This is a genomic window from Streptomyces sp. BB1-1-1 (assembly GCF_031597775.1).
Lineage (GTDB): Bacteria > Actinomycetota > Actinomycetes > Streptomycetales > Streptomycetaceae > Streptomyces > Streptomyces thinghirensis.
On record NZ_CP134203.1, the window covers coordinates 916,071 to 936,280 of the forward strand.

At 74.2% G+C, this 20,210-nt stretch carries 19 protein-coding genes; 10 read left to right on the forward strand and 9 right to left on the reverse strand.

The window, feature by feature from the left end:
• Nucleotides 1-30 precede the first annotated feature (30 nt).
• Complete coding sequence (locus RI578_RS04190) at nt 31-465, reverse strand: DNA-binding protein (RefSeq protein ID WP_310869781.1); 435 nt, start codon at nt 463-465, stop codon at nt 31-33.
• Nucleotides 462-2,504, reverse strand: a complete 2,043-nt coding sequence (locus RI578_RS04195; protein ID WP_310869782.1) for a BTAD domain-containing putative transcriptional regulator — start codon at nt 2,502-2,504, stop codon at nt 462-464. The genes RI578_RS04190 and RI578_RS04195 overlap by 4 nt, the downstream gene beginning before the upstream one ends.
• A 145-nt stretch (nt 2,505-2,649) precedes the next feature.
• On the opposite strand from RI578_RS04195, the gene RI578_RS04200 reads away from it, so the two are divergent.
• Together RI578_RS04200 and RI578_RS04205 are read left to right on the forward strand one after the other, a co-directional pair.
• Nucleotides 2,650-3,528: an alpha/beta hydrolase gene (locus RI578_RS04200; RefSeq protein WP_310869783.1), complete on the forward strand. Its 879-nt coding sequence runs from the start codon at nt 2,650-2,652 to the stop codon at nt 3,526-3,528.
• Nucleotides 3,529-3,655: 127 nt separating this feature from the next.
• On the forward strand, nt 3,656-4,930 hold the full coding sequence (locus tag RI578_RS04205; protein WP_310869784.1) for an MFS transporter: 1,275 nt from the start codon (nt 3,656-3,658) through the stop codon (nt 4,928-4,930).
• A 72-nt stretch (nt 4,931-5,002) separates the two neighbouring features.
• Here the strand turns inward: RI578_RS04205 and RI578_RS04210 are convergent, their stop codons facing one another.
• The 4 genes from RI578_RS04210 to RI578_RS04225 form a co-directional block, all read right to left on the reverse strand.
• A complete protein-coding gene (locus tag RI578_RS04210) occupies nt 5,003-6,082 on the reverse strand; it encodes a hypothetical protein (protein ID WP_310869785.1) in 1,080 nt (359 codons plus the stop codon).
• Between the two features lie 105 nt (nt 6,083-6,187).
• Nucleotides 6,188-6,616, reverse strand: a complete 429-nt coding sequence (locus RI578_RS04215) for a VOC family protein (protein ID WP_310869786.1) — start codon at nt 6,614-6,616, stop codon at nt 6,188-6,190.
• Nucleotides 6,617-6,764: 148 nt separating this feature from the next.
• Nucleotides 6,765-7,190 carry a PPOX class F420-dependent oxidoreductase gene (locus RI578_RS04220; RefSeq protein WP_310869787.1) on the reverse strand — a complete coding sequence of 142 codons (426 nt, stop codon included), beginning with the start codon at nt 7,188-7,190 and terminating at the stop codon, nt 6,765-6,767.
• Nucleotides 7,191-7,278: 88 nt separating this feature from the next.
• Nucleotides 7,279-8,169: an NAD(P)-dependent oxidoreductase gene (locus RI578_RS04225; protein ID WP_310869788.1), complete on the reverse strand. Its 891-nt coding sequence runs from the start codon at nt 8,167-8,169 to the stop codon at nt 7,279-7,281.
• 200 nt (nt 8,170-8,369) lie between these two features.
• Here RI578_RS04225 and RI578_RS04230 point away from each other — a divergent pair, with 200 nt between their 5' ends.
• Entirely contained in the window at nt 8,370-8,834 is a 465-nt protein-coding gene (locus tag RI578_RS04230; RefSeq protein ID WP_310869789.1) for a type II toxin-antitoxin system PemK/MazF family toxin, read from the forward strand.
• Here RI578_RS04230 and RI578_RS04235 read toward each other — a convergent pair.
• Nucleotides 8,819-9,673 carry a TIGR02452 family protein gene (locus tag RI578_RS04235; protein ID WP_310869790.1) on the reverse strand — a complete coding sequence of 285 codons (855 nt, stop codon included), beginning with the start codon at nt 9,671-9,673 and terminating at the stop codon, nt 8,819-8,821. The two genes, RI578_RS04230 and RI578_RS04235, sit on opposite strands and share 16 nt — an antisense overlap.
• A gap of 287 nt (nt 9,674-9,960) precedes the next feature.
• Here RI578_RS04235 and egtA point away from each other — a divergent pair, with 287 nt between their 5' ends.
• From egtA to egtD, 4 genes are read left to right on the forward strand one after another with little or no spacing between them, the layout of a single operon-like run.
• The gene (gene egtA, locus RI578_RS04240; RefSeq protein ID WP_310869791.1) at nt 9,961-11,262 is read left to right on the forward strand and encodes an ergothioneine biosynthesis glutamate--cysteine ligase EgtA; all 1,302 of its coding nucleotides are present in this window, start codon (nt 9,961-9,963) and stop codon (nt 11,260-11,262) included.
• On the forward strand, nt 11,259-12,626 hold the full coding sequence (gene egtB / locus RI578_RS04245; protein ID WP_310869792.1) for an ergothioneine biosynthesis protein EgtB: 1,368 nt from the start codon (nt 11,259-11,261) through the stop codon (nt 12,624-12,626). Before egtA ends, egtB begins: the two co-directional genes overlap by 4 nt.
• Nucleotides 12,626-13,426 (forward strand): ergothioneine biosynthesis protein EgtC, encoded by an 801-nt coding sequence (gene egtC / locus RI578_RS04250; protein ID WP_310869793.1) that lies wholly within the window; start codon nt 12,626-12,628, stop codon nt 13,424-13,426. The genes egtB and egtC overlap by 1 nt, the downstream gene beginning before the upstream one ends.
• The gene (gene egtD, locus RI578_RS04255) at nt 13,423-14,385 is read left to right on the forward strand and encodes an L-histidine N(alpha)-methyltransferase (RefSeq protein ID WP_310869794.1); all 963 of its coding nucleotides are present in this window, start codon (nt 13,423-13,425) and stop codon (nt 14,383-14,385) included. Before egtC ends, egtD begins: the two co-directional genes overlap by 4 nt.
• Before the next feature lie 72 nt (nt 14,386-14,457).
• On the opposite strand, the gene RI578_RS04260 is transcribed toward egtD, so the two are convergent.
• Nucleotides 14,458-15,720: an extracellular solute-binding protein gene (locus RI578_RS04260; protein WP_310869795.1), complete on the reverse strand. Its 1,263-nt coding sequence runs from the start codon at nt 15,718-15,720 to the stop codon at nt 14,458-14,460.
• Nucleotides 15,721-15,973: 253 nt separating this feature from the next.
• On the opposite strand from RI578_RS04260, the gene RI578_RS04265 reads away from it, so the two are divergent.
• On the forward strand, nt 15,974-16,189 hold the full coding sequence (locus tag RI578_RS04265) for a dodecin (RefSeq protein WP_121745613.1): 216 nt from the start codon (nt 15,974-15,976) through the stop codon (nt 16,187-16,189).
• Nucleotides 16,190-16,204: 15 nt separating this feature from the next.
• Here the strand turns inward: RI578_RS04265 and RI578_RS04270 are convergent, their stop codons facing one another.
• Complete coding sequence (locus tag RI578_RS04270; RefSeq protein ID WP_310869796.1) at nt 16,205-16,696, reverse strand: hypothetical protein; 492 nt, start codon at nt 16,694-16,696, stop codon at nt 16,205-16,207.
• Nucleotides 16,697-16,754: 58 nt separating this feature from the next.
• Here RI578_RS04270 and RI578_RS04275 point away from each other — a divergent pair, with 58 nt between their 5' ends.
• Together RI578_RS04275 and RI578_RS04280 are read left to right on the forward strand one after the other, a co-directional pair.
• Nucleotides 16,755-17,774, forward strand: coding sequence for an LLM class flavin-dependent oxidoreductase (locus RI578_RS04275; RefSeq protein ID WP_310869797.1), 1,020 nt, complete (start codon nt 16,755-16,757; stop codon nt 17,772-17,774).
• Nucleotides 17,775-17,838: 64 nt separating this feature from the next.
• The gene (locus RI578_RS04280) at nt 17,839-20,196 is read left to right on the forward strand and encodes an excinuclease ABC subunit UvrA (RefSeq protein WP_310869798.1); all 2,358 of its coding nucleotides are present in this window, start codon (nt 17,839-17,841) and stop codon (nt 20,194-20,196) included.
• Nucleotides 20,197-20,210 lie beyond the last annotated feature (14 nt).

The window sequence follows — 20,210 nt, forward strand, 5'->3', positions numbered from 1 at the left end:
GGGCCGGTAAACCGTTCTCCGGCGGCCGGCTCAGCCGAGGTCGATCAGGGCCAGGCCGATGTCGGGTCGGTGGGTCTTGGCCAGTTCGGCGGGGCTGTCCCGGACGACGACCTCCAGCGTCGGCCAGACCCGCCCGGACAGCAGGTGGCCGCCGCGGGTGGAGCCGTCGGACAGGCCCACTACGGCGTGCAGGTGCGGGGTCGGCCCGTCGTCGGCGACGGCGACGTCACCGATCAGCGACAGCACCTCGCACTGCTCCTCCACGGGGATGGGCCGGTAGTCCTTGGCCTGCCGGTCGAACCAGCCGACGACCGCCTCCGAGAAGGCGCCCACGGCGGTCACCTGGGAGGCGCCGAGGGAGCGGTCACGGGCGAAGGCGGTGAGTTCGGCGACCGCGTCCTCGCCGGGGTCGAGCACCACCACGTACACCGCGGACGGACCGTCCTGCACCTGTCGCCACTTCATGCCCGCCGGGTACCCGGCGCGGACCGGGACAACCCGCCCGGCCGGCACCCCGCCGCCGGGTCCGCCGCGGCGGGGCCGAGTGCCCGGCGGATCGCGGTGAGCCAGTCGTCGACCGGTCCGAAGGTGAGCAGCCCGCTGCCCGCGCCCGCCAGTTCGCCGGACGCGGGCAGCAGTCGTCCGTACGTCCGCTCCAGGGCCGGGCGGTCGCCGAGTTCGAGGGCGAGTGCGGCCTCGGCGCAGCACAGGGCCTCGTACAGGAGGTCGGGCGGCGGCTCCGGGAGCGCCCGCAGTGCCGTCCGGGCCTCGGCGTCACGGCCGTCGGCGAGGAGGGCGAACGGTTCGGCCCAGGGGCGGTACGGTCCCCAGTCCGCGCGCGGGTCCACCTCCGCCGGGCGCCCGCGGGCCAGGCGCAGGCCCAGCAGGGCGAGGGGCAGCAGTCCGCGTTCCAGGCCCGGCATTCCCGCGCCGTCGAGCCGTGCGGCGGCGGACCGGTAGGCGGCCTCGGCGCTGTCGTACGGGCTGCCGGTGGCGGCCCGGCGCAGAGCGCGGTACCACTCGGTGAAGACGGCCACGAGCGGCCGTTCGTGCCGTTCGGCCAGGCGGTCCACGGCGGTGGCGTGCTCGTCGGCGGCGGTGAAGTCGGCGAGTGCCGAGCGTGCCTGGAGCCGGATCAGACGGCCGAGGACCGCGTAGTTGACCAGGCCGTGCCGGGCGGCGAGGGCGACGAGTTGGGCGCCGGTCGCGTCGCGGCGCGGGGCCAGTCCGGCGGTGGTGCAGGACTGCATGAAGACGCCGTTGAGGGCGAAGGCGAGCAGCGCGGGGTCGTCCAGGCGGCGGGCGATCCGCTCGGCCGCGTCCGCCGCCCGCGGTCCGCGCGGTGACCGGACGCCCCGGGACTCCATGGCGACGGTGGCCAGCAGGCGGCAGCGGTCCGCTTCGGCGGTGGTGTCGTCCGGCAGGGCGGCGAGGGTGCGCTCGGCCGCCTCGACGATCCGCCGGGCCCGTTCGGGGTCGTCGCTGCGGGTCCAGTTGGCGGGCACGTCGTAGGCGCCGATCACCCGGGCCGTCAGTTCCGCGTCGCCCGTCTCCTCCGCCGCCGCGACGGCCGCCGTACGGTGCTCCCGGGCGGCCTCCAGACCGCCGCCGCCGGTGACCGCGAGGGAGCGCAGCAGGCCGACGGTCGACTCCAGGCGGGCGTGGGCACCGGCGGCGACCGTGCGGTCGTACGCCTCGGTGGCGCGGGCCCACAGCCGGGCCGCCGCTTCCGCCGGCTCGCTGGGCGGGTCCAGGCCGGGGTCCTGGGCGAGGATGCCGGCCTCCAGGCGGCGCAGCCGGGGCCCGGGGTCGACGCCCAGCTGTCCGGCGAGCAGGGCGCGGGCGCGGTGCAGCACGGCGAGAGCGTCCGCCTGGCGTCCGGTCCGGTACAGGGCCAGGGCGAGCAGGCGCCAGGCCTCCTCGCGCCAGGGGTGCTCGGTCAGGTGTGCGTCCAGGTCGGGGACCGCCTCGGCGGCGCGGCCCAGCTCCACGAGCAGTTCCGCGTGCCGTTCGACCGCACGCAGCCGCAGTTCGGTGAGCCGGGAGCGCTCGCCGCGGGCCCACTCCGCCCCGCTGACCTCGGCGTAGGCGGGCCCCCGCCACTCCCCCAGCGCCGCCCGCAGCCGGTCCGGCGCCTGTGCGGCCGGCAGCCGGTCGGCCTGGGCGACGGCCGCCTCGAAGCGCCACGCGTCCACGGCCTCCGGCGCCGCGCGCAGGGCGTAGCCGGGCCCCTCGGTGACCAGCAGCCGGGCCGGGGCCCGTGGCGGGCGGTCGGGTTCCAGGGCGCGGCGCAGGTCCCCGACGAAGGTGCGCACCGCGCCCACGGCTCGCGGCGGTGGTTCGTCCCACAGGTCATCGACCAGGCGGGCGAGCGGAACGACCCGCCGCCGGGCCAGGAGGAGGCGGGCCAGCACGGCGCGGTGCCGGGGGCCCTTGAGGGCGAGCGCGGCGCCCGCGCGCTCGGCCGTGACCGGTCCGAGCACACCGAACGTGACCGCTTCCATGTTCCGTCCGCTCCGATCCGCCACCGCTCGTGCGATCACCACGGTACGCGTGCTGATCGGTTGCTGATCGAGGCCCGGCAGGCTCGAGGACGTCATCAGCGAGACGCGAACAGATCCGATGTGACCTGAAAGGTACAGACCAGCCATGGAACCGACCATCCCGGGCTTCACCCACGACCGCGTGCCGGTCGCCGACGGCGTCGCCCTGCACGTGGCCGTCGGCGGCTCCGGCAGCCCGGTCGTGCTGCTGCACGGCTTCCCGCAGACCCATCTGATGTGGCGGCACGTCGCCGCCGACCTCGCGGCCGACCACACCGTCATCTGCCCCGACCTGCGCGGTTACGGCGACAGCGACAAGCCGGCCAACCCGGACGGCACCGCCTACGCCAAGCGGGCGATGGCCGCCGACGTCGTCGCCCTCGCCCGGGCGCTCGGGCACGAGCGGTTCGCGCTGGCCGGGCACGACCGGGGCGCCCTCGTCGCGGTGCGGGCGGGGCTCGACCATCCGGACGCGGTGACGCACCTGGCCGCGCTGGACGTGCTGCCGACCCTCGACATGTGGGACGTGCTGCGCGGCACCACCGCCGCGGTGGGCTTCCACCTGTACCTGATGGCGCAGCCGCCGGGGCTGCCGGAGCAGTTGATCGGTGCGGCGCCGGACGCGTTCTTCGGTCACTTCCTCGACATCTGGACGCGGGACCCGGACGCCCTGCCCGTCGGCGTACGCGCGGCCTATCTGAAGGCGTCCCGCGAGGCGGTGCCGTCCATCGTGGCCGACTACCGGGCCTCGGCCGGTATCGACGTCGCCCATGACCGGGCCGACCGCGACAGCGGCAACCGGCTGCGGATGCCCGTGACCGTCCTCCAGCAGGACTGGGGCGCCGCCCTCGGCTACGACGCCGCCGCGTTGTGGCGGGCGTGGGCCCCGGATCTGCGGCACGACACCGTCGACTGCGGCCACTTCATGGCGGAGGAGGCGCCCGGCGAGGTCGCCGGGGCCTTGCGGAAGCTGCTGGCGCGGTAGGCCCCGGGCCGCGGGGCCGGGCGGCGGGTCCAGGCGGCGGGTCCAGGCGGCGTCGACCGGCGTACAACGGCCCGTTGTGCGTGGTCTCCGAGTGGTTGTTTGATCCGCGCGGCCGCCACTCGCTTTGATGTCGGGCGTGACGGAGTCGGGTGTCGTGGGCAGCGGGTCGCTGGGGCGGCGGTTCGGGTGGCTGTGGGCCGCGTACTCCGTCAGCACGTTCGGCACGCGGCTCGCGTTCGACGCCTTTCCGCTGATCGCGGTCGTCGTGCTGGACGCCGGAACGGCGCAGGTGGCGGCGCTCGCGGCGGCCGGACTCGCGGTGGGAGCGCTGGTGGCGGTGCCGCTGGGGCCGTGGGTGGAGTTCCGGCGCAAGCGGCCGGTCATGGTCGCGATGGACCTGGTCCGGTGCGTGGTGCTGCTGAGTGTGCCGCTCGCGTTCGCGTTCGGCCGGCTCGGCTTCGCCCAGTTGCTGGTCGTGTCGGTCGTCGTCGCCGCGGCCGACATCACGTTCAGGGCCGCCGCCGGTTCCTGTCTCAAGGCTCTGGTGCCGCCGCGGGACCTGCTGACCGCGAACGGCCGGTTCGAGGCGACGACCTGGACCGCGACGATGCTCGGGCCCCCGGTCGGCGGGGCCGCGGTCGGGCTCTTCGGGCCGGTGGTGACGGTGGCGGTCGACGCGGCCGGCTATCTGCTGTCGGCGGTGGGGATCCGGGCGATCGGCCGCGAGGAGCCACGCCCGCGGCCCGCCGACGTGCCCCGGCTGCGGGCCGGTGACCTGCTGGACGGCTGGCGGTACGTCCTCGCCTCGCCGGGTCTGCGTCCGCTGTTCCTCAACACGGTCCTGGTCAACGGCCTGATCATGGCGACCGCACCCCTGCTCGCCGTCCTCATGCTGGGCGATCTGGGCTTCGCGCCCTGGCAGTACGGTCTCGCCTTCGCGGTGCCCTGCGCCGGCGGACTGGTCGGCTCCCGGCTGGCCCGGACACTCGTGGCGCGCTTCGGGGAGCACCGGGTGCTGGTCACCAGCGGGGTGCTGCGCGTGTGCTGGCCGGTCGGGCTGGCCTTCGTCGGCCCCGGCACCTCGGGGCTGGTCCTGGTGATGGTCGTCGAGTTCGGGCTGATCACGTCCATCGGCGTGTTCAACCCGGTGTACGCCACCCGTCGGCTGGAGCTGACCCCGACGGGCCGGGTCGCTCGTACGCTGTCCGCCTGGACGGTCAGCGGGAAGCTGGCGACCGCGGGACTGACCGCGGTGTGGGGCCTGTTGGCGAGCCTGACCGGAACGCGTGCGGCCGTCGCGCTCGCGGGCGTACTGCTCCTCGCGACCCCGCTGCTGCTGCCGCGGCAGGATCACGTGTCCGGTCAGGCCCTGGTGGGGGCTACCGGTGACCGTGACCGGTGAAGCCCTGCCAGTCGTCGCGGTACCGACGGAGGCCCCGACTCCCGCGCATGTCCTGTCGCATCCTGTCGCTTGTCACCGCGGCGGCACGCCCCGGCCGAGGGCGGGGAACTCCCGGCGGGCCTCGGCGAACAGGGCCGGGTAGTCGGTGCCGTGGGTGACCGCGGCGGCGAAGAGGGCGCCGAGCGCGGCGCGCAGCGGGTCCGGTTGGGCCGCGGCACGCAGCGCGGGCATGGCCATGGCCTGTCGCAGCGGGTTGCCACGGCATCCGTCGGACGCATGCGACGCGCCGGGGGTTGTGCGGTCGTCGGTGAAGAAGCGTTCCCAGGCCCGCCGGGGGTCGTCGAACGGGGCGGGCAGGGGCTCCCCCCGGTCCAGCGCCACCAGCGCGGGCGTGATCCAGTCGACGTCGTCCAGCCCCGCCGCGGTGAAGGCCCGGTGGGCTGCCCACCGGGCGAGGCTCCGCTGCGTCGCCGGACACGCCGCGTCGACGGCGTCGAGCAGGTCCCGGTCCAGTGGGACGAGCCCGCGTGCGTCGCCGCCGACCTCCCGTACTCGCCGGCTGGGCAGCCGACCGCCCCAGGACAGGGTCTCCGCGCACTCCCGTGCGGTCCCTTCCCCGGAAGGGGGCGGCGGCAGGCTGCGCGCGTACCGGTGCCGGCCCTCGGCGCTGCGTGAGGTCTGCCGGACCACCCGGTCCGCGGCGGGCGGAGCGGGCCAGAACTGCAGCAGATAGTGGCCGACCGGTCCGGCGACCTCGCCCGCGGTGAACTCGGTCTCCTCGCTCCGGTCCATTCCGCGCCCGCAGTAGCGCACCCGGTGGTCGGCGGGCGGCAGGTCCACCTCGCACAACGCCCCGCGGCCGCAGGGCAGAACGGCCGTCGAGAAGGAGACGGGCCGGAAGGACGCCTCCACCACGTCCTCCCAGCCGTCGTCGAGCGGCGGGGCGGCCCCGTGCACCTCGACGGTCAGCCCGACCCTGCCGGTACGCAGGCCGGTGCCCAGGAGGAGACAGCCGGGGACGGCCGCACCGCACAGACCGTTGATCTGTCCGGCGCAGGCCTCCGACGGTCCGGGACCGTGCGGGTCCCGGCGGCTGTCCACGTGGAACCGCCCGTGAACGACCGCCAGTTCACCGCTGTACACCCTCCGCATGACCGCCCCCTGATCGCGTCCGACTCCCTGTGAGGCCACCAGTATGCGGAGGGGGTCTGACAACAGGCCGGGCGACGAGAAAGCCGACGGATGCGCGGACGCCGGTCAGCGCGCCCCGGGGACGTCCTCCGTGACGCCGTTCAACGGCGAGGACGGGTCGCTGCCGTAAGGGCGGGTGAAGGCTTCCACCGCGTGCCCGGAAGGGTCGATGAAGTACACGCCCCGCCCGCCGTCGTTACGGTTGATCCGGCGCGGGTGCCGGCCTTGCGGGTCGGCCTGGATGGGCACCCCGCCCTCCACGAGCCGGGCGAGGACCGCGTCGAACTCGCCCTCGGAGACGAGGAACGCGTAGTGCTGCACGGTGAAGTCGGTGTCGACGGTGGCGAAATCGAGGGTGACGCCGTTCGCGGTCGTCACGGGCAGGAAGATTCCGGCCGGCTCGCCGACCTCCAGCCCCAGGATTCCGGCGAGGAAGTGAGCGGACTTCTCCCGGTCCTGGGAGAGAACGATGGTGTGGTTGAACTCGACTGACACGGGTCAATGCCTCCACGGGCATCTCCGCGGCGCCTCCATGCCTCACCCGGACGGTGACCGACACGCGATGCCGCGCCGAAGATCCTAGACAAGGCGCGGCGAGGTGTCGACACCCGACGAAACCCACCAGTGGTTTCTGGTCGTTCCTTCAGGGGGACGCCTGGTCGCTGTCCTTCATCGCCCCCCAGCCGTGCCAGCGCTCCACCTCGATCCAGGCACTGACCCGGGGACGGACCCGGTCCGGGTACGGGTTGCCCGTGTAGTGCCGGGAGAGGCGGTCGATGCCGGTGAGGTCCTCGTCGTCGCGGGTCTCGTCGACACGGCCGATCAGGGTGACGTGGGTGTACCAGTCGTCGCCCGCGAGGACGGTGAGGGTCACGCGCGGATCGCGGCGCAGGTGCCCCAGGCGTACCCGGCCCTCGTCGAGGTTGATCAGGACCCGGCCGTCGTCCTCCCACAGGTACCAGGTGGGCGTGGAGACGGGAGCACCGTCCGAGCGGAGGGTGGCCATGACGCACGGGTTGGGACGGCGCAGCAGCTCGACGGCCTCGGACGGCAGCGGCGGCTTGGACATGCGGACTCCTCTGTTCTTGGTGTGAGCCGAGACCGTGTCGGCGGTGTCGGCGTTCAGGTTGCTCGTACACCCGGTACCCCGGGTGCGCTCAGTCGGACGGCTTCTCCTCGAAACTGGCGAAGTACGCCGCCGCCATGTCCTCGTCGCCGTGCCCCTGCGCGGCGGCGCGCGCCAGGCGTTCCGCGCCGGCGGCGGCCACGTCCAGGCGGACGCCGTTCGCCTCGCCGGCCTGGACGATCAGCCGGGCGTCCTTCGCGGCGGTGGTGACCGCGAACTGGGGCGGCGTCAGCGCGCCGTCACGGATCATTCCGGTCTTGGCGCGCAGGTAGCCCATGTCGAGCGGGCCGCCGGCGATGGCGTCGAAGAAGCCGTCCGGGTCCACGCCCAGTGCCTTGGCGAGCGCCAGGACCTCGCCCGCCGCGTTGGTGGCGGCGAGAACCCAGCTGTTGGCCACCAGTTTCAGCCGGGTGGCACTGCCGGCGGCGCCGTCCTCGCCGGTCCACACCGTGCGGGAGCCGACGGCGTCCAGGACGGGTGCCACCACGTCCCGAGCGTCGGCCGGCCCTGCGGCGAGCACCAGCAGTTGTCCGGCCTCGGCGGGTTGGCGGGTGCCGAGGACGGGCGCGTCGAAGAAGACGAGGCCGTGTTCCCGGGCGAACGCCGCCAGGTCGGCGACCGCGTCGACGCCGGCGGTGGTCGACTGGACCCACGCCGTGCCGGGACGCAGCCCGGGCGCGGCCTGTCGCATGACGTCGAGGGCTGCCGGGCCGTCGTACAGCATGGTGAGGACGACGTCGGCGCCCCGCACCGCCTCCTCGGGACTGCCCGCGACGTGCGCGCCGTCGGCGGCCAGGGGCTCGGCCTTGTCCCGGCTGCGGTTCCAGGCCCGGACGGTGTGCCCGGCCCGGGCGAGGTTGCGGGCCATCGCGGCACCCATGATGCCGGTGCCCAGGACGCTCACGGTGAGCTGGTCGGTCATGAGGTCGGCTTCCTGTGCTCGTTCGGTTCGGTGGCCGGGGTCCCGGGCGCGGAACCCCGGTGATCAGCCTGCCATCCGGTGGCGGGCGGCGCCGGTCGGTCCGGCGGGCCGGGCGCCTGGTGGCCGTCCCCGCGTCGGCGCCTGCCTGACGCCTGCCGGCACGTGGAGGGCCGCGCGTGCGCGTCCCGTACGGTACGGCCGTGAGCGCCTTTACCGACGACAGCGATGACGCCGACGACACCGTCCCCGGCCGCTACGGCCCCGCCGCCACCACCGAGGCCGATCCCCGGGACGTGGGCCGGGTGCGTACCGAGTACTCCCCCGCGCACGACGGGGACCCGGACCCCGGCGAGATCGTCTGGACGTGGGTGCCCTACGAGGAGAACGACGGCCGGGGCAAGGACCGGCCCGTGCTCGTCGTCGCCCGCGAGGCCGCCGGCACGCTGCTGGCCGTGCGGTTGTCCAGCAAACGCCACGACGGGGACCGGGAGTGGGTCCCGATCGGGAGCGGTCCCTGGGACCGTTCCGGGCGCGCGTCCTGGGTCGACGTGGACCGGGTGCTGCGGTTGCACGACGCCGGCATGCGCCGCGAGGCGTGTGCCCTGGACCGGATGCGCTTCGACCTCGTACGGCAGCGGCTGCGGGAGCGCTACGGCTGGAGCTGACCGGGGCCGCCCGCCCCGGGGGCGGCCGCCCCCTCCGGGAAGGCACGCGCGAACGCCTCCCGGACCGTGCCGCCCGGCGTGCGGTCCAGGATGCCGAACGCCACCCGCTCGAAGGCCGCCGCGAACCGTCCGCCGGGCCCGAGCAGCCCCCGGAACGCGCCCGCGACCTGGGCGGGGTCGTTGCGGAAGACCCCGCAGCCCCAGGCGCCGAGCACCAGCCGCCGATAGCCGTGGGCCGCGGCCGTCTCCAGCACCCGCTCGGCGCGTGCCGCCAGGGCGCCGGGCAGCTCGGCGGCCCGCTCCGGGGCCGTGCGCAGCACCACGCCCGCGTTCGGCGCGGCGGACGTGAGGAAGCCGGCGGTGTACGGCTCGTCCAGCAGGCGGCCGCGGTCGTCGCGGAAGACGGGCACGGCCGGCGAGTGGATGACGCGATCCGTGTAGAACGGGTCGCGGTGGGCGCGGTGGTGATCGTAGAACTCGCGCGCCCGCAGCAGGCAGGTGTACAGCGCGGAGGCCCGGCACAGGGCCTCTTCCTGCGCCTGAGCGCCGTTCAGGTAGCCGCCGCCCGGATTGCGGGCGGAGGCGAAGTTGAGGACGGCGACCTCGCCGCCGAGGCGGCGTGCGGCCTCCAGGCTGCTCTCGCCGGTGACCTCGAAGGCCGTCCGCACCGGAGCGAAGGGGGCGGGCTCGACCGGCCCCGGCCCGTACATCCGCGTACCGTCGCGTGCCGTCCCGACCGCCGCCGCGATCGGCACCTCGCGCCCGTCGGACGCGCGGTAGGACCCCGCCGTCACGATCTGTTCCGTCTGCTGTGCGATGCCCCGCAGGCGCGCGCTCACGGCGCCACCCCCGTGGACGCCGTGACCGCGCGCCGCGCGGCCTCCCCCGTCGTGCTCATGCAGGAATCGTGGGTGATGCTGGTGGTGCGGTGCAACGGAGTTTCCCGACCGGCGAACGACGGGGAAAGCCCCCGGAAACGGATGGGTCGCGGAGATTACCGAGCTGAAACGTCCCGTTATGCACCCTTGTGCGGAGCGACACGAGGGTCTTGGGTGGGACGAGTGTGCCGACCCGGCCCACCGCAAGAGGGTCGGCGGCATGGATGGAATCTCAGGAGGATCCCGACATGTCCGATGCGGTAAGTGGCTGCACCCGGCCACGCACCACCGTCACCGAAGCCGAGGTCGAGGCGCTGGTCCACGGCATCTGCTTCAAGACCGGTCCACCGAGGCGTCTCGGTGTCGAAGTGGAATGGCTCGTCCACGAGCTGCGCGCGCCGCGGCTCCCCGTGTCACCCGAACGGCTCGAAGCGGTCTACTCCGCACTGCGCACCGTGCCCCTGAGATCGGCGCTGACCGTCGAACCCGGCGGCCAGCTGGAGCTGAGCTCGCTCCCCGCCGCCTCCCTCATGGAGTGCATCGGTACCGTCTCCGCCGACCTCGCCGCCGTCCGCGCGGTGCTGCGCGAGGACGGTCTCGCCCTCGTCGGCCTCGGCCACGACCCCTGGCACGCGCCCCGCCGCTTCCTGCGGCAGCCGCGCTACGACGCCATGGAGGCCTGCCTCGACCGCTCCGGTCCCGCCGGCCGCTACATGATGTGCACCTCGGCCTCCGTGCAGGTGTGCGTGGACGCCGGGCACGAGGAGCCCGGCCCTCTCGGTCACGTGCGCCGCTGGTGGCTGGCCCATCAGCTGGGCGCGGTCCTGCTGGCCGCGTTCGCCAACTCCCCGCTGGCCGGTGGCCGGCCCACCGGCTGGCGGTCCACCCGGCAGCTGCGCTGGGCGCAGATCGGCACCGGCCGGGCGGGCGGTCCCCAGCTGGACGCCGACCCGCGCGGCGCCTGGACCCGACACGTCCTGGACGCGCCGGTGATGTGCGTCCGCCGCGACGGCGGACCCTGGGACGTACCCGAGGGCATGACCTTCCGGCAGTGGACCAGGACCGGGGCGCCGAGACCGCCGACCCGGGAGGATCTCGACTACCACCTCACCACGCTGTTCCCGCCGGTCAGGCCGCGCGGCCACCTGGAGCTGCGCATGATCGACGCGCAGCCCGGAGAGGACGGCTGGATGGTGCCGCTCGCGGTGACGGCGGCGCTGTTCGACGATCCGGAGGCCACCGAGACCGCCTACCGGGCCGTGAAGCCCCTGGCCGAGCGCACGTTCGGGCTGCCCGCCCCGCACAACCCGCTGTACGAGGACGCGGCCCGCGACGCCCTCACCGATCCGGAGCTGCGCGAGGCGGCCGTCACGTGCTTCACGGCGGCGCTCGCCGCCCTGCCCCGGCTCGGTGCCACGACCGAGGTGACGGACGCCGTCGCCGGGTACCTGGAGCGCTACGTCCAGCGGGGCCGCTGCCCCGCCGACGACCTGCTGGACATGCCGGACGGCGCGAGCCGTGGCCCGCACGGGAGGGAGACCCGCCCATGACCGACCCCGCCATGGACACCGCCACCGACACCGACACCGCAAGCGCCGGCGAGTCGGCCGTCGACGCCGAGACCCTGCGCGAGCGGGCCCTGGCCACACTCGTCACGGCCCGGGACCGCACCACACTGCTGACCAGCTGCGTGGAGGGCCCCGACCTGACCGCCCAGGTGTCGCCGCTGATGTCCCCGCTGGTGTGGGACCTCGCGCACATCGGCAACCAGGAGGAGCAGTGGCTGCTGCGGGCCGTCGCCGGGCAGGAGGCGATACGGCCCGAGATCGACAGCCTCTACGACGCCTTCGAGCACCCGCGCGCCGAGCGGCCCAAGCTGCCGCTGCTGTCGCCCGCCGAGGCCCGCCGGTACGCGGCCGACGTGCGCGGCCGGGCGCTGGACGTGCTGGAGAGCACCGCGTTCCACGGGACGCGGCTGACGGAGGCGGGCTTCGCCTTCGGGATGATCGCCCAGCACGAGCAGCAGCACGACGAGACCATGCTGATCACGCACCAGCTCCGCAAGGGCCCGCAGGCCCTCACCGCCCCGGACCCGGACCCCGTGCCGCTGTTCACCGGCCCGGCCGAGGTCCTGGTGCCCGGCGGCCCGTTCGTGATGGGCACGTCGACCGAGCCGTGGGCCCTGGACAACGAACGCCCCGCGCACCGGCGCGAGGTGGCGCCGTTCTTCCTCGACACCACGCCGGTGACCAACGGCGCCTACCGGGCGTTCATCGACGACGGCGGCTACGACGACCCGCGCTGGTGGGCTCCGGAGGGCTGGGACCACATCCGCCGGCATTCCGTCACCGCCCCGTTGTACTGGCGCCGCGACGGCGGGCAGTGGCTGCGGCGCCGCTTCGGGGTCACCGAAGTGGTGCCGTCCGACGAGCCGGTGGTGCACGTGTGCTGGTACGAGGCGGACGCGTACGCCCGCTGGGCCGGGCGGCGGCTGCCGACCGAGGCCGAGTGGGAGAAGGCGGCCAGGTACGACCCGGCCGGCGACCGCTCGGCCCGCTACCCGTGGGGCGAGGCCGACCCGGGCCCGGAACACGCCAACCTCGGCCAGCGCCATCTGCGCCCGGCACCCGCCGGCAGCTACCCGGCAGGCGAGTCGCCGCTCGGGATACGGCAGTTGATCGGCGACGTCTGGGAGTGGACGTCGAGCGACTTCGCCCCGTACCCGGGTTTCCGGGCGTTCCCGTACAAGGAGTACTCGGAGGTGTTCTTCGGGCCCGACCACAAGGTGCTGCGCGGCGGTTCGTTCGCCGTGGACGCGGTGGCCTGCCGGGGCACGTTCCGCAACTGGGACTATCCGATCCGGCGGCAGATCTTCTCCGGGTTCCGGACCGCCCGGTCGGCGGAGGTCTCCTGATGTGCCGTCACCTCGCCTACGTGGGCCCCGATGAACCGCTCGGGTCGCTTCTCGTGACCCCGCCGCACGGGCTGTACCGGCAGTCCTGGGCGCCCCGGCACCAGCGCTACGGCACGGTCAACGCCGACGGGTTCGGCGTCGGCTGGTACGCCGAGGGTGATCCGGTGCCGGCCCGGTACCGCCGGGCCGGGCCGATCTGGGCCGACCAGTCCTTCGCCGACCTGGCCCGGGTGGTGCGGACCGGCGCGCTGCTCGCCGCCGTGCGGGACGCGACGCTGTCGGGGGCGGACGCGGAGGCCGCGGCGGCGCCGTTCGCCTCGGGAGCCTGGCTGTTCAGCCACAACGGTGCCGTGGCGGGCTGGCCCGGTTCGCTGGCGCGGGTGGCCGGCACGCTGCCGCCCGAGGAGTTGCTGTCGCTGGAGGCCCGCAACGACTCGGCGCTCGTGTGGGCGCTGGTCCTGGCCCGGCTGCGTGCCGGGGACGACGAGGGCCGGGCGCTCGGCGAGACGGTCCTGGAGGTCGCGGCGGCCGCCCCCGCCTCCCGGCTCAACCTGCTGCTCACGGGCGGCGACACCATCACGGCCACCACCTGGGGCGACACCCTGTGGTACCTGACCCGTCCCGGCGGCGGCACGGCGGTCGCCTCGGAGCCGTACGACGACGACCCGCGCTGGCAGGAGGTCCCCGACCGCACCCTGCTCACGGCGAGCCGCACGGACGTGCGGCTCACTGCCCTCAAGGACCCCTGCGACCACGCCCTCGCAGACGCTTTCGTCTCCCCGAAGGAGCCCCGCACGTGAGCCCGTTCCGTCTCACCCGCACGCTGCCCGAGGACGCCACCGGCGCCGCCCTGCGCGCCGACGTCCTGGCGGGCCTGACGAGCACGCCCAAGTGGCTGCCGCCCAAGTGGTTCTACGACGCTCGGGGCAGCGAGCTGTTCGAGGAGATCACCGCGCTGCCCGAGTACTACCCGACCCGGGCCGAGCGGGAGATCCTCGTCGACCGGGCCGGCGAGATCGCCGCGGCGACCGGTGCCCGCACCCTGGTGGAGCTGGGTTCCGGTTCCTCGGAGAAGACGCGGTTCCTGCTCGACGCGCTGACGGGTCTGCGCGGCTATGTGCCGGTGGACGTCAGTGAGAGCGCCCTCACCCAGGCAGGTCAGGCGCTCGTCGCGGAGCGGCCGGAGCTCCAGGTGCACGCGCTGATCGCCGACTTCACCGGCGGGCTGACGCTGCCCGAGACGCCGGGCCCCCGGCTGGTGGCGTTCCTCGGCGGCACGCTCGGCAATCTGCTGCCCGGCGAGCGCGCCGCGTTCCTGGCCGCCGTCCGCGCGCTGCTCTCCCCGGGCGACGCCCTGCTGCTGGGCACGGACCTGGTCAAGGACGAGCGGGTGCTGGTCCGGGCGTACGACGACGCGGCCGGGGTGACGGCCGCGTTCAACAAGAACGTGCTGTCCGTGATCAACCGGGAGCTGGAGGCCGACTTCGCGCCCGCCGCCTTCGAGCACGTGGCGCTGTGGAACGCCGAACGGGAGTGGATCGAGATGCGGCTGCGCTCGCGCACCGCGCAGACGGTCAAGGTCCAGGCGCTCGACCTGGCCGTGGACTTCGCGGACGGGGAGGAGCTGCGGACCGAGGTGTCCGCGAAGTTCCGGCAGGAGGGGGTACGGACCGAACTGGCCGCGGCGGGGCTGGAACTGGCCCACTGGTGGACGGACGGCGAGGACCGTTTCGCGCTGTCGCTGAGCGTGGCGCGATGAGCATCGTGCGCTGAGAGCATCGTGCGGTGAGAGCACCGTGCGATGAGTCAGGTGCGCTGACGCGGCGACGCGTCAGCGCGCGTCGAGGTCCAGCAGTTCGGTGATGCGGTCGGAGGCCTTTCGGGCCTCCGACTCCGCGTCTTGCCCGGTGAGCACCTTCGTCATGTATTCCTTGATCGGGTTGTCCGCCTCGACCGCGCCCCACCGGGGCGTACCGGGAGTCGCCCGGCCCTGCGCGGCGCCGGCCGCCATGGCGGCGACCCCCTCCTCGCCCGCGACGGCCTTGGCGAGCGACTTCTTGTTCGGGACGTAGTTCATGGTGCGGGCCAGGTTGGTGTTCCACTTGGTGCCCACGAGCGCCTCGACCACGGCGAGGGCACCCTCCCGTTCGTCGGTGTTCTTCGGGACGACGAGGTCGGAGCCGCCGGTGAAGACGGCGCCGGGCTTGCCGGCCTTCTTGCCGGGCACGGGGAAGAAGCCCAGCTTGCCCTCGAGTTCGGGGTTCTCGCGCACGATGGACCGGGCGAGCCCCGGCACCGCGACGATCTGCGCCACCTGCCCCTTCGCGAACACGCCGGCCTGCGGCGGGTGCTCCTCATCGGCGTCCAGCGGACCGTCGCCCAGGGCCTGGAGCTCGCGGTAGAAGTCCATGCCGCGCAGGGCGGCCTCCGAGTCCAGGGCACCCGCCCAGGTGCCACCCTCCTGCGTGGCCAGCTCACCGCCCTCGTCCCAGATGAAGCCGGAGAGCGTGTACCAGTCCTGTCCGGCCAGGTAGATGCCCTGGTCACCGCCCGAGTCGAGCTTTTCGGAGACGGTGAGCCACTCCTCGCGGGTGCGGGGCGGCTCGGTGACGCCGGCCTGTTCGAACAGGTCCTTGCGGTAGATGACCACGCGGTTGGCGGCGTACCAGGGGATGCCGAACTGCTGGGACATCCACTGGCCCGGTTCGGCGAGGCCCGGCAGCCAGTCGCGGATGCCCCAGTCACGCATCGACTCCAGCGTGAGGTCCTGCAGCCGGCCGCCCTCCGCGTACTGCGGGACCTGGGTGTTGCCGACCTCGATGACGTCGGGACCGTCCGTGCCGTCGGCCTTGAGCGCGGTCTGCACCTTGTCGCCGATCCCGGTCCAACTCTGGATCCGGATGTCGAGGTCGAGGTCCGGATTCTCCCGCTCGAACTCCTCGGTGAACCGCCGCAGGAAGTCCTGCGAGGCGCTGTCCTTCATCAGCCACACGGTGACGGTGCGCCGCTCGCCCCCGTCGTCCTGCGAGATCAGGCCGCAGCCGCTGAGCAGGGAGGCGGACACACAGACAAGGGCGAGCAGGCGACGTCTCACGAGGGGTCCTTCTGTCTGACGGACAGGGGGCGGAGCGGACAGGGAGGTCCTGCGCACGCGAAGGGAGACCCGACGTGGGGGGCGAGCCCGAGGCTCGAACGGGTGTCTGGGATTTTGGTATGGACCAATGCGGAGGTCAAGGGGTGACGGGCGGTTACCCTGCCGGGCCCCCGACGCCTCGCGCTCCGCCGCGGCTTGGGGCACGGTGGAGTGACGTACGACACACCGCTGCCCCGCGGAAGGGAGCACCCGCATGTCGAACCACACCTACCGGGTCACCGAGATCGTCGGCACCTCGCCCGACGGCGTCGACCAGGCCGTCCGCAACGGCATCACCCGCGCCTCGCAGACCCTGCGCAACCTGGACTGGTTCGAGGTGACCCAGGTGCGCGGCCAGATCGAGGAAGGCGAGGTCGCGCACTGGCAGGTCGGCCTCAAGCTCGGCTTCCGCCTGGAGGAGTCGGACTGACGACCCCGGGAGCGGTCAGGTACGCCCCTCGCGCTCCTGCGCCTCGCGCAGCTCGGCCGACCGGGCCGCCCAGCGTGCCCGGACGACGGTGAATCCGGCCCGTTCGGCGTCGTCGCACACCAGCTCGTCGTCGTCCACGAGGACCCGGACCTCGTGGGTACGGGCGAGCCGCCGCAGGATCTCCAGCTTGGTGCGCCGGGCGGGCCGGCGATCGGCGTTGCCGCGCATGTGCACGGGCCCGTCGGGCAGGCCGTGGGCGGTCAGCCAGTCGAGCGTGTCGCGCCGGCAGCGCTCCGGCCGCCCGGTGAGGTAGACGATCGTGCATTCCTCGGCGCTCTCCCGCACCAGAGCGATGCCCTCCGCGAGCGGCGGATCGTGCGGCGCGGCGGCGAAGAAGGCGTCCCAGTCGCGCGGCCGCCGCTCCAGGAACCGCTGCCGGTGCGCGGTGTCGGCGAGGGTGTTGTCCAGGTCGAAGACGGCCACCGGGGGCTTCCTGCTGTCGGTCACCCGCCCACCCTAAGCGCCGTGCCGGGAATCCTGACGCCGCCCGGGCGTTGAAGACGGTGTGAGCCCAGTGATCGCGAACACCCGCTTCTCCGTCCTCGACCGCTCCCGCATCCGCGAGGGCCACACCGGCGCGCAGGCGCTGCACGACACCGTGGAGCTGGCGCGGGAGGCCGAGCGGCTCGGCTACCACCGGTTCTGGGTGTCGGAGCACCACGGCGTGCCCGGGGTGGCCGGCTCGGCGCCGACCGTGCTGGCCGCCGCCGTCGCCGGTGCCACCCGGCGCATCCGGGTCGGCACCGGCGGCGTGATGCTGCCCAACCACCGGCCCCTGGTCGTCGCCGAGCAGTTCGGCGTACTGGAGTCGCTCTTCCCCGGCCGGATCGACATGGGACTCGGCCGCTCGGTCGGCTTCACCGACGGCGTACGCAGGGCACTGGGCCGGGACAAGGACGACGCCGAGGACTTCGACGCCCAACTGGCCGAGCTGCTGGGCTGGTTCCGGGGCACCTCCCCGACCGGAGCGCACGCCCGCCCGGCGGAGGGGCTGGCCGTCCCGCCGTTCGTGCTGGCCATGGGCGAGGGCGCGGCCGTCGCCGCCCGGGCGGGCCTGCCGATGGTCATCGGGGACCTGCGCGACCGCGACCGGATGCGCCGCGGCATCGACCGCTACCGCGCCCGGTTCCGTCCCTCGGAGTGGAGCCGGGAGCCCTACGTCGTGATCTCGGGCACCGTCGCCGTGGCCGGCACGCCCGAGGCGGCCCGGCGGCTCCTGGTCCCGGAGGCCTGGTCCATGACCCACGCCCGCACCCGGGGCTCCTTCCCTCCCCTGCCCCCGGCCGAGGAGGTCGAGGCCCGGACGATGACCGCCAAGGAACGGGATCTCTACGACTCCGGTCTCACCGGCCACATCGCGGGCACCGAGGAACAGGTCGCCGACGAGCTGGAGTCGCTCCTCGCGGACACGGGCGCGCAGGAGGTCCTGGTGACCACGAGCACGTACGACCGCGAGGCGCTGCTGGACTCCTACGGGCGGCTCGCCCGCGTCGTCGGCGCCGGGGCGGCCACCGCTCCGGCGTAGAATCGCGGGGTTTGTCCCACCGGCCCCACCGGCCGTCGTCGAAGACCGTACGGAGTTCCCCGCGATGCACAGCCCCCACGACCCGTACGTCCGGGTGCGCGACGCCCGTGAGCACAACCTCAAGAGCGTGGACGTGGACATTCCCCGGGACGTGGTGGCCGTGTTCACCGGTGTGTCGGGGTCGGGGAAGTCGTCGCTCGCGTTCGGGACGGTCTACGCGGAGGCGCAGCGGCGTTACTTCGAGTCGGTCGCGCCGTACGCCCGGAGGCTGATCCACCAGGTCGGCGCCCCGGAGGTCGGCGAGATCACCGGGCTGCCGCCCGCCGTGTCGCTCCAGCAGCGCCGCTCGGCGCCCACGTCCCGCTCCTCGGTCGGCACGGTCACCAACCTCTCCAACTCCCTGCGGATGCTGTTCTCCCGCGCCGGCGACCATCCGCCCGGCGCCCCGCGGCTCGACTCCGACGCCTTCTCGCCGAACACGGCGGCGGGGGCCTGCCCGGAGTGCCACGGGCTCGGCCGGGTGCACCGCACCACCGAGGAGCTGCTGGTTCCGGACCCGTCCCGCTCGATCCGGGACGGCGCGATCGCGGCGTGGCCGGGCGCCTGGCAGGGCAAGAACCTGCGGGACGTCCTCGACGCGCTGGGGTACGACGTGGACCGTCCCTGGCGCGAGCTGCCGGCCGGGCAGCGGGAGTGGATCCTGTTCACGGACGAGCAGCCGGTGGTCACGGTGCACCCCGTGCGGGACGCGGGCCGCATCCAGCGGCCGTACCAGGGCACGTACATGAGCGCCCGACGGTATGTGATGAAGACGTTCTCGGACTCCAGGAGCGCGACGCTGCGGGCGAAGGCGGAGCGCTTCCTCACCAGTGCGCCCTGCCCGGTCTGCGGCGGCGGCAGGCTGCGGCCCGAGGCCATGGCCGTGACCGTCGGCGGGCGCACCATCGCCGAGCTGGCCGCACTCCCGCTCACGGAACTGGTGGACGCGCTGCCGACCGGCGGCGAGACGGCCCGGGTGCTCACCGGGGACCTCACCTCCCGCATCGCGCCCGTGGTCGAGCTGGGGCTCGGCTACCTGAGCCTCGACCGCCCGACGCCCACCCTGTCGGCGGGCGAGCTGCAGCGGCTGCGGCTGGCGACACAGCTGCGCTCCGGGCTGTTCGGGGTCGTGTACGTCCTGGACGAGCCGTCCGCGGGACTGCACCCGGCGGACACCGAGGCGCTGCTGACGGTGCTGGAACGGCTGAAGACGGCCGGCAACTCGGTGTTCGTGGTGGAGCACCACCTCGGCGTGATGCGCGGTGCCGACTGGATCGTGGACGTGGGCCCGCGGGCGGGCGAGCACGGCGGGCGGGTGCTGTACAGCGGCCCCGTCCCGGGGCTGGCCGATGTCGGGGAGTCCGCCACGGCCCGCCACCTCTTCGACCGCTCCCCCGCTCCGGTCCGTGCGGCCCGGACCCCGCGGGGCACGCTGACGGTCGGTCCGGTCACCCGGCACAACCTGCGCGGGGTGACGGCCGAGTTCCCGCTCGGTGTGCTCACCGCGGTGACGGGCGTGTCCGGCTCGGGGAAGTCGACGCTGGTCGGCGAGATCACCGAGGACCTGCCGGGCGTGGGTCGCCTGGTCTCCGTCGACCAGCGGCCGATCGGACGCACCCCGCGCTCCAACCTGGCCACGTACACGGGCCTCTTCGACGTCGTGCGCAAGGTGTTCGCGGCCACCGACGAGGCGCGGAAGAGGGGTTACGGCGTCGGCCGCTTCTCCTTCAACGTGCCCGGTGGGCGCTGCGAGACCTGCCAGGGCGAGGGGTTCGTCAGCGTCGAGCTGCTGTTCCTGCCGAGTACGTACGCGCCGTGCCCGGACTGCGGCGGGGCGCGGTACAACCCAAAGACGCTCGAAGTGGCGTACCGGGGACGGAACATCGCCGGTGTGCTGGACCTGACGGTGGAGGAGGCGGCGGAGTTCTTCACGGACACGCCCGCGGTGGCGCGCAGCCTGGCCGCGCTGCTCGATGTCGGGCTGGGCTATCTGCGGCTCGGCCAGCCGGCGACCGAGCTGTCCGGCGGCGAGGCGCAGCGCATCAAGCTGGCGAGCGAGTTGCAGCGCGGGCGCCGCCGGCACACCCTGTATCTCCTCGACGAGCCGACGACCGGTCTGCATCCGGCCGATGTCGAGGTGCTGATGCGCCAGTTGCACGGCCTGGTGGACGCCGGGCACACGGTGGTCGTCGTCGAGCACGACATGGCCGTGGTCGCGGGCGCCGACCGGGTGATCGACCTGGGGCCGGGCGGCGGCGAGGCGGGCGGCCGGATCGTCGCCGCGGGGTCGCCGGCCGAGGTGGCGCGGGCGAGCGGGAGTGCCACCGCGCCGTATCTGGCCAGGGCCCTGGACGGCGCCGTGGACGGCGGGACGCGCCGGTGAAGGCGCTTCACCGG